Annotated in this window: 10 protein-coding genes; all 10 read left to right on the top strand. The window is 50.3% G+C overall.

Going from position 1 to position 8,741, the window contains the following annotated elements; translation table 11 throughout:
• The coding region (locus ACT3T7_RS09025; RefSeq protein WP_444630804.1) for a hypothetical protein at positions 1-616 on the top strand (616 nt) is incomplete at its 5' end.
• Positions 617-757: 141 nt separating this feature from the next.
• Positions 758-2,602, top strand: coding sequence for a phosphoadenosine phosphosulfate reductase domain-containing protein (locus ACT3T7_RS09020; RefSeq protein WP_444630803.1), 1,845 nt, complete (start codon positions 758-760; stop codon positions 2,600-2,602).
• Between the two features lie 130 nt (positions 2,603-2,732).
• The gene (locus ACT3T7_RS09015; RefSeq protein ID WP_444630802.1) at positions 2,733-3,998 is read left to right on the top strand and encodes a DNA methyltransferase; all 1,266 of its coding nucleotides are present in this window, start codon (positions 2,733-2,735) and stop codon (positions 3,996-3,998) included.
• Between the two features lie 131 nt (positions 3,999-4,129).
• Positions 4,130-4,474: a hypothetical protein gene (locus ACT3T7_RS09010; RefSeq protein WP_444630801.1), complete on the top strand. Its 345-nt coding sequence runs from the start codon at positions 4,130-4,132 to the stop codon at positions 4,472-4,474.
• 209 nt (positions 4,475-4,683) lie between these two features.
• A complete protein-coding gene (locus ACT3T7_RS09005) occupies positions 4,684-5,100 on the top strand; it encodes an ExbD/TolR family protein (RefSeq protein WP_444630800.1) in 417 nt (138 codons plus the stop codon).
• 199 nt (positions 5,101-5,299) lie between these two features.
• Positions 5,300-5,821, top strand: a complete 522-nt coding sequence (locus ACT3T7_RS09000; RefSeq protein ID WP_444630799.1) for a hypothetical protein — start codon at positions 5,300-5,302, stop codon at positions 5,819-5,821.
• Positions 5,822-5,887: 66 nt separating this feature from the next.
• Entirely contained in the window at positions 5,888-6,511 is a 624-nt protein-coding gene (locus ACT3T7_RS08995) for a hypothetical protein (protein WP_444630798.1), read from the top strand.
• 75 nt (positions 6,512-6,586) lie between these two features.
• The gene (locus ACT3T7_RS08990; RefSeq protein WP_444630797.1) at positions 6,587-6,778 is read left to right on the top strand and encodes a hypothetical protein; all 192 of its coding nucleotides are present in this window, start codon (positions 6,587-6,589) and stop codon (positions 6,776-6,778) included.
• Positions 6,779-6,891: 113 nt separating this feature from the next.
• Positions 6,892-7,632 carry a DUF5983 family protein gene (locus ACT3T7_RS08985; RefSeq protein ID WP_444630796.1) on the top strand — a complete coding sequence of 247 codons (741 nt, stop codon included), beginning with the start codon at positions 6,892-6,894 and terminating at the stop codon, positions 7,630-7,632.
• A 153-nt stretch (positions 7,633-7,785) separates the two neighbouring features.
• Positions 7,786-8,184, top strand: coding sequence for a hypothetical protein (locus ACT3T7_RS08980; protein WP_444630795.1), 399 nt, complete (start codon positions 7,786-7,788; stop codon positions 8,182-8,184).
• Positions 8,185-8,741 lie beyond the last annotated feature (557 nt).

Genomic DNA, 8,741 nt, shown 5'->3' with positions numbered 1-8,741 from the left:
AAATCCATGCAATTTGACCTTTACTGTGATGCTGAAGTCGTTGCCGAATGCTCCTATTACCCACATGGTGGGCCGTCCTTCCTTCGGGGAGGCCGGCCCACGGTCCAACCCCAAGGAGAAATCCATGCAATTTGACCTTTACTGTGATGCTGAAGTCGTTGCCGAATGCTCCTATTCGGGAACCTCAACCCATTACCCTGTTCGATATCAAGCAGGCCAGGTAAGTTCGGCCAGTGAAATACTCGGACTGCTCAAGAAACCCTCACTGGCTTGGGTCCAAGAGCAGGTGAAAATCGGCAAACGTCTGGCGTATTGCGAACTGAAGGCCGTACGTCTCTATCGACACGGGCAGTATCTACTGGGTGGCTACCTGACGGATCAGGCTAGTGCTATTCAGTGGGTCAAACCTGTGAAGAACCCAGCTGAGCGGGCCAATGTTGAGTACTTGATGAGAGAGTTCACCCATAAGGCCCGAGAGGCCTCTTATATGAGCCACCTCACGTACCAGAGCGCCCTTATGCTGTCGCTAATGTTGGTCGAAGGTGATCATGGCTTGATGGTCGATTACAACGGGACCGCTCCGGAGAGATTGCTAAAACAGTCTCCTCAGGTGTGATAGTTCCTCCCGTGTAGCATGTCGCCGGCTTGTCCAACCCAATACTTAAGCCTGGCCATACTTTTAATCCTTTGTGGCCATTGCCACTTATTGAGCCCTCATGCCGTCCGGCAGCGGGGCTCTTTTCCAATGAGAGAAACCATGATGAATGCAACCTTAACTACCGTTTCGGCAAATGCAGCAACGCGCCATGCAGCGATCCATCACAAGGCGGAAGCCGTCATCCAACGCATACAGGCGCTGATACAGCAGAATTACACCTTGGGTGTCGCCGAGAGCTATGGTAAAGACTCGCTGACTGTCCTGGTGTTATTTCTGGAAGCTCTCAGGCGCTGCCAGGCGGCCGGAGAAGTGACTACGCACCATTACGTCACGAATTCCAACACAGGAATCGAAAACCCCGCGATGTCTGTCTATACCGAGGCTATGAACGCTGAACTCGATTCTTACTGCCAACGCCAGGGCCTTCCGGTCACCGTCGTTGAAGTAGAACCCTCTATAGCATCGAGTTTTGCATACTCAACGATCGGCCGTGGACAGCTGCCTGTGTTTGCTGGTGCTTCCCGGTCATGTTCGATTGACTGGAAGTTGCGTCCGCAGCAGAAAGCAATCAAGCAGCTCGTTTCGCGCCAGCAGTCTCCGGGTAATCTAGTCGTGCTGATTGGTACTCGATATGCCGAAAGTGCTGATCGAGAGAAACGCATGGTTGAACGTGGCGAGAACGAATCCAGCCTTGTTCAGCAGCCCGGCGGGCATTTCACCTTCGCCCCAATTGCAGATTGGGAAGTGGGTGATGTTTGGAGCCTGTTACTTGCGGCTGATCGACGGAGGGATGCTCTATACCCGACGTTTTGCCGAGACTTCTCCTGGACCTTCGAGCTTTATCGTGATGGGAATGAGGGTGTTTGTGGCCTGCTAGCGGGTGAGCAGACCCAGAGATCACCGTGCCAGGCACGCTTTGGATGCTCCTTGTGTCTTGCTACGGGAAGTAACGATCGGAGCATGGAAGCGATGATTAGTTCGGCACCTGAAACGCATGGCCACTTGGCAGGCGTTAATCGGCTACGTCAATTCTTGCTCAATACACGATGGGATATGTCTCGACGTGAAAATCTTGGCAGGAAGGTCAGCGACGCAGGGTATATCGGTGTAGCACCGACTAACTACTCAGCTGAAATGAGACTCGATTTGCTTAGGTACCTGTTGACGCTGGACATTGAAGAAGAGGAGCGTGCGATTGAGCATGATGGAGCACGGGCCAATGGTGAATTGCCGGCTGCGACTTCGGAAGCTCAGGATGTGCTTTCTGGGCGCACGTTTCAGTTCATCACTCCGCGTCAGCTAATAGCAATTGATTTCGCATGGTCGCTATCGTATGGCTTTCCAACGGCATTCCCTGCGTTGAAAGTCTGGTACGAAGTGCGTGTGATGGGTAAGCGTTACCCCATTCCAGACGTAGCGCCTGTCGAGAAACAGAGCGTTCCGCCGATGGTGTGGTATCCAATCCCGGACGGCAAAGGGCCAGCTTATGAAATGGGCCTAACCCCGTTTGATCGAGTTGACTCATTTGGAGCGCTGGCGTCACGAACGATTCAAAACCGATATACCGGCCAACCCACCAAAAGCGTCTTTTTCGAGGAAGCTGATGAGCTCACGATTGATGCGATGGAGGCAATGCTGTTTGTTGATGCGTTTGATGAAGACCGTTACCTGGCAGCAGCGTTTTATCCAGGAGTCGATAGTGCCCGCGTCTATTTAGATCAGGGCATCGTGAAACTCCCAAAGGGTAAAGCTTCAATATTTGATTCGCTGGCGCGGCGCAAGCACTACTTTGAACGCTTAGCGTTTCATTCGTGGCCGACCAACGTTCAAGAGGTCCTTCAGTCGGGGGCTATTTCAGCCAAAGAACATGATCTGATACTGGCGTCGTTACAGAAAGACCAATGTAATGACCGCGGTATGATGGACATGTTTGACGCGGCATAACGTCGTATTACCGCTTACCGGCCCCTTACTTAAGGGGCCGGTTTTTTTTGCGCCGTAGATGGGAATTAATTAGGTGAATCTGTTCTTTTCGTTACCCTATTAGGAAACCTCACTAATTGAAAAAGTCGCTATGACCAAACCACAACAACCCCAGCAATATGATTTGCTTGCAGAAACCCTGAATGCATATCGAGCTGCGGACAGACCAGTTGATAATCAATATCTATATCGTGCGGTCGCCCAACGCGCTAGCCTCACAGCTCAACAAACCCAGGAGTGCCAGCCTATTGGCACGTCCGGGGCGGCACGTAATGTCTACAAACGCCGTTTGCGGTGGCATCAGCAGACGTTACGCGATATGGGACTCCTTAAGCGAACCCAGGGAAAGCGAGGGGTATGGGAGTTGACCGATCAGGCAAAGCGAGGCCTGCACCCGATTCGTCGGCCGATGTCATTGGTCGCATTTAGCACAGATACCGGCGTCGCAATATGGGGGTACGGCCAGGATGTGTTCGGCCAGTGGCCAAGCAATGAGCCCATCATGCTGGCGCTGACATCACCACCGTACCCGCTCGCATCGGCGCGGCGGTACGGCAACCCGGCGCCTTCTGAAATGGTCGGCTTTCTTCTGGAAATATTGGCACCCATTGTGGAGCGCTTGGCACCTGAAGGCAGTGTGGTTCTTAACCTTAGCCAAGATATTTTTATGCCACAGTCGCCTGCGCGATCGACATATATTGAGCGTGTGGTAATTGCACTGGAAGATCAGCTGGGGCTCTCGCTCATGGATCGTATACCGTGGGTAAATTCTTCCAAACCACCTGGACCTATCCGCTATGCCTCTGGCACACGTCAGCAACTTAACGTTGGCTGGGAGCCCGTTTTGTGGTTCGCCAAAGACCCCTTACGCTGCAAAGCCGATAACCGACGAGTATTGGCGCCGCACTCCCAGCGCCAGCAGCGCTTAATTGCTCAAGGCGGAGAGCAGCGCTACACCAATTATGGCGATGGTGCCTATCGAATCACCCCCGGTGCCTACGCCACCGCAACGCCGGGCGCTATACCCAAAAATGTGCTTCAGATGGGCCATTCCTGTCCCGTAGGGCGTAAACATCGCCAACAATGTATCGAACACGGCCTGCCGACTCACGGCGCAGGCATGCCGCATCGTTTACCGGAGTTCTTGATCTCATTTTTGACAGAAGAGGGGGATTTGGTAGCTGATAGTTGCGGAGGCCGAGGAATGACCGGCAAAGCAGCTCAATCCCTGAACCGCCATTGGGTGACGACTGAGTGTATGGCAGAGTACGTTGCCGGCGGGGCCTTACTTTTTCAAGATGAGCCTGGGTTCAAGATGAATCCCAGTTTTAAGAGCGTTTTCCAAGACGGCATATGATGCGCAGGGATGAATGCAAAACTATCAGGCCGGGACCAGCAGAAACATGCGATGAGCGACACGATATTCGGGTAGTCATTGGCTTGGCTACCAGCTCAATTCCTTTACGACGCCTCAGCTGAGGAGGTTTTATGAACGATGAAACCGATGAAATTACAGCAGCACTAGTCTGCCCTACGACCAGTTTTTGGCTTCGCCAAAGCTTAGAGCAAGCGCTAACCCGCGACTGTGTAGACGCAGCTAACGACGCTGAGCATTTGAGTAATCTTTTAGCTGCACGATGCAGCAGCTTTATGAATGATGAAACCGATGATATTGCAGAGGTGCTAGCTTGCCCTGTGACCAGTTTTTGGTTTCGCCAAAGCTTAGAACAAGCGATAACTCGCGACTGTGTAGATGCAGCCAATGATGCTGAGCATTTGAGTAGACTTTTATCTGCTCGATGCTGCAGCAAGGTAGTTCACGCCGATGGGTAAATATATAGCAGGCGCATGGGTCGTTGCTTTAAGCGCGGGTACGGCGGTGTTTGTTACGCTATTTGTGTTGCCCATCAAAGCAGGATGCAACGCCAACTGACCGCTGAGGCCCAAACGTCAGCAAATGCACAGCAAAGACTTCGGACGTGTATTTAAGTACATGCCTGAGTGCCTTCGTTAAGCGATGGTCAAGTAAAAGGTACATATCAGTGTTGAAAATTTTACCAGCAATAAGCCTAATCATTCTTACAGTCGGGCTTCGAATGGCGGAGGCGCAACACATAGACGAATGCCTGCCAAGCCCTGATGATATGATGGGACACGTCATCACCTTAACTGTAGACCTTGAAGATAACTATTACTATTCTCGATGGGATTCAGAAACAGAGAGACTCCGGCTTCCTGAAGTGACTCGTCAGGCGCTCTACGATACTCATAGCAATCAACGAATCCAATTCTTCATAAGAGCTGATATAAAATCTTCTTATGGGGCTATTGTACGACTAGTCCATGCGCTACAACGTGCACAGGTGGCACAGATAGCAATGATTCAAATGGATGGCTATCTTTGCATGACTCCGCTGCCTATAGAAACCACTTATGCTGAAGATGTTCGTCACGGGTGATGCCGTATGATGTTCGACAGTAACCCTTGCAGGTGGCATACAAGTTCCTCTGTGGTATATTCTAGCCTCATTCGCTCTATAGCGATCTGACGTGGTAGATCTGACCACGTAAAACAACCAGTATTTTTTCTAAACTCGCCAAGCGGGCACGTTCCCGCTTTGCGGGATACGTGTCTTTGGCATTGCCAAGGAACGTCCCATGACTAAGCCTATTTCCTCTCAAGTAACAGGTGCCTACCTCACGATTGGTGCCATGCAATCAACCTGCTGGGATAGTGCTCTATATGTTGCTAGCAGCAAGTACAACATGTCTGAAGCTGACCTGGTAGAAACACTGGTTGATACTTCCGATGCGGTAGCAAAGACTTTCGCCAGTATCTCTTCAATAGAAGAGTTTGCCGGTGACTACACGAAGGATGTAGTGATCCCTGTTGGCGATCGGCTCGTGCGTTTCGTAGCACAGCAAAAAGCCCTGCCGGGTGATTCTGATGTCACAACGATAGCGCGTCAGGTCATTCTTGCGAAGGAACTATCAACGCTGCCGAACTTGTGCCCGCATTGCGGCGCAAATAAGCACAAAGCGTCTGACGATGCACCTAAGCTAAATGCCGAGACGTTGTTCATTGAGCATACTCGGCAGTGCCTGGAGTGTCGTAAGGACTTTGTGTTGCAGTACGCACCGGTAGCCACCAGTGCAACCGTTACCCCCACTGTCGGTTAACGATTCCCCACTACCACCCTAAGGGTCCACTCCCTTGGGGTGGACTCCTTTCCGAAGGAGCAAACAATGATGAACTTAACTGATTATGAGTCTCTTGAGGCCCAGCATTACGATTCCCTGACAAGTGAAGATCGCGCTTTCCTGAAAACGCTTAAACGCGATATTCGGGTTCAGTGCGCAAAAATCTTTCATGAAATTACAGGGAAAGACGTTGAGCCGATGGTGGATGTTAACGCCACCATACATGGCTGGCGCTTGAACGATATGTACGATCATGCCCCTGGCCTGGCGTATTACGAGACATGTGCTCTTAAACACGTGGCAGTGCCCGACTATGCAGAGTTCCATGAGATTCGTGATGTAAGTTATCGCGAGTTTAGAAAACTCAGTAGAGAGTACAGTCAGCACGAAGAGCATGACGGACTTTTCTACCCCCTTTACATCAGTATCACTGCCCCTGGTGGTGGTGTCATCGCGCTGTATGAAAAAGGGGAGTGGTGCAAGCCGTGCATGACTGCCCTGGAATGGTCAAAGACGCAGCAAAAAATTCAGTCACTTCATCGCGAAGCGGCTGAAGATATGCGTAATGACTGTGATGCTTCTGCAAAACGCAAGCGTGAAGAGGCTGATTTCCTGAGCTTAAAGCTAAGCTTATCGATCCAGCGTCTGCCTTCCGACCAGGCAGCCTAAGCGTACGCGACTGTCGTCGCACCCGGATGAGATCTCATTTCGCGATAGGCGAGCTTTACCAATAAGGAGAACTTTATGTTCGAAAATGACGACGCAAAGAATGATAACTCCGAAGAAGATCTTTCGGAGTTGGATATTGCAGCAATCAAAAAGGCTCAACAGCTTCATCACAGTGATGGGGAAATAGAGATTGACGATAATGCCCTGGTAAGCCGTGGCGAAGATGCAGGGTGCTACGTGCAGGCTTGGGTCTGGGTCGCTGACTAGTCCGGCTTAACTGCTAGACCATCTGCTCACCGAGCTTATTACTGCGTTCCTTTCCCGTAGCGGGAAACGGATCGCTCAATAGCGCCATTCGGCCTATATCACACGAGGAAACAATGATGACACTACCCAGTAACTCCCTAAGCGACTTCAAATGTCCGTCCTGTGGCGATCATCAAGCGTTTGAAATTGTTGTTACGTGTCGCGCGGTTGTTTATGACGACGGCGTGGAGGAGACCTTTGAACATGAGTGGGATGATAATTCACTCTGCGTTTGTAAGGGATGCAAGTTTCGTGGTGTTGTTGCTGATTACCAGGGAGAGGATGTTTCAGCCAAGTACTGCCAAAAGGCGCTGCTGGGCGAAACAACCCATCCTATGATCGGTACGGTTTACGCATTAATGCGCCAAGCTGCCATTCACCGTGAAACAGTGACCGCGTTGTTTATCAGCGCGCAAGGGATTGAGCTGCGAACGGAGGAGGAGGCGACACTTTACCCGACACCGTATGTACCGGAAGAGCTTGTGGCTAAGGTAGTCGGTGAACCTACGCTCCATCGGAAAACCTTCTACTTTATGCCCACTGGAGGCCTTCCCGTCGAAGAAATGGTTGTAGCCAGTACAGGGCATTTACCCATGACTGAGATCGATCAAATAAAGCAGGCATTCTTAACTAAAGAAGAATGGGTGATTGGTGCCAGGCGTGATGAAGGCTACCTATTTTATACCCAGATCAGTGAGTGTCCATTGCCACGTTTACGAGAGGCGCTTGAGATAGCCGGCAATGCTGGTTACCCCTGGGTGTTATTCGATGCTGACGGTGAGTACTTGGATGCTCTCCCTATTTTCCCGGAATAGTCAGAGCTATTCGCTGAACAGGATGATTAAAGGCTGACTCAACTTTTAATCTTCTATACAACATCGGTAATTCCACCGATGTTATAACCCTGCGGGGGCAATCATGCCCTCTTGGGGAAATTGCCTTCGCTTACAACAAAAACGGAGGTAATTATGAATAAAGTACTTAGTAAGATGGGTGTTCTGGGTCAAGGAATGCTTATCGTTGGATTAGTAACATCCTTGCTCCATAAGTTAAACCCTGTGCTTTACATGCTTGTGGTTTTGGGATTCGTCATGATGACAATAGCTTTTGCGAATATTGTTCGCTTGGAAACTAAACGTCTTCGTGAAAGGGAGGTCGCCAATCGTTATACAATAGCTATGCTAATTGGTATAACTGATTTGGCAATTGATCTTGCGATTGCAACCTTTCTAACGGCGGTATCCCAACATGTGGGTGGTTCATCCTTGCTTGTTGCAGGCTTGATGATGACTGTTAGCCTGATTTTTGCTTTTGTGGCCTACAAAGCCTATGCTAAACGTAAGTCGTACAATGATAGGGGAGAATAAGCTATGCCTTTTTCGGCGGAAATTGTACTACCAGTAGGTATCTTGGTTTCTGCGTTAGCCCTCTTCGGAGCTTGTTATCTTTGGGCGCGTCATAAAGATAAGCACGTTCATTACGAAAAAAAAGCTTGAAAGATAAGCAGTTTGATAAAAACCCCTGAGCCATTCGGCTCCGGGGTTTTTTTGTGAGCGATATCACCCAGTGTTCGTTAACCTCCACTATTACGTGGAGCCGGCTTCCAATTGCTCTAATAATGCTGTTGACGATCCCGAATAAATTAGGGATGACTGGGCGAATCAATTAGAATGAGCCCTATCTGACGATGATCGTACGGCAAGTGGAGGGCGGCTTTGAGGCTTATGGAGGCTGAATGGGATGGACAGCTCATGTGCATTGAGATAGAGGTGAGGTTCAGCCAAACGAGCACCCGGCACAGCCTGTGAAGCATCTACCACCGCCATGGGCAGTGCTGTGATGGGTGAGAATAAAACCCTATGCGAGTAACTAACTCAGGCACAAATTTTAAGACGACTTACAGACTACACGATTAAATAAAAGG

This window comes from Halomonas sp. 111 (genome assembly GCF_052379685.1).
In the GTDB taxonomy this organism is placed as follows: domain Bacteria; phylum Pseudomonadota; class Gammaproteobacteria; order Pseudomonadales; family Halomonadaceae; genus Vreelandella; species Vreelandella citrativorans.
This window is presented reverse-complemented; position numbering and strand designations above follow the sequence as displayed.

What these genes read in the sequence shown, in the direction of transcription:
- ACT3T7_RS09015 (WP_444630802.1), top strand. Translation starts at nt 2,733, where the DNA reads ATGACCAAACCACAACAACCCCAGCAATATGATTTGCTTGCAGAAACC.
- ACT3T7_RS09020 (WP_444630803.1), top strand. Translation starts at nt 758, where the DNA reads ATGATGAATGCAACCTTAACTACCGTTTCGGCAAATGCAGCAACGCGC.
- ACT3T7_RS09000 (WP_444630799.1), top strand. Translation starts at nt 5,300, where the DNA reads ATGACTAAGCCTATTTCCTCTCAAGTAACAGGTGCCTACCTCACGATT.
- ACT3T7_RS08985 (WP_444630796.1), top strand. Translation starts at nt 6,892, where the DNA reads ATGATGACACTACCCAGTAACTCCCTAAGCGACTTCAAATGTCCGTCC.
- ACT3T7_RS08980 (WP_444630795.1), top strand. Translation starts at nt 7,786, where the DNA reads ATGAATAAAGTACTTAGTAAGATGGGTGTTCTGGGTCAAGGAATGCTT.
- ACT3T7_RS08990 (WP_444630797.1), top strand. Translation starts at nt 6,587, where the DNA reads ATGTTCGAAAATGACGACGCAAAGAATGATAACTCCGAAGAAGATCTT.
- ACT3T7_RS08995 (WP_444630798.1), top strand. Translation starts at nt 5,888, where the DNA reads ATGATGAACTTAACTGATTATGAGTCTCTTGAGGCCCAGCATTACGAT.
- ACT3T7_RS09010 (WP_444630801.1), top strand. Translation starts at nt 4,130, where the DNA reads ATGAACGATGAAACCGATGAAATTACAGCAGCACTAGTCTGCCCTACG.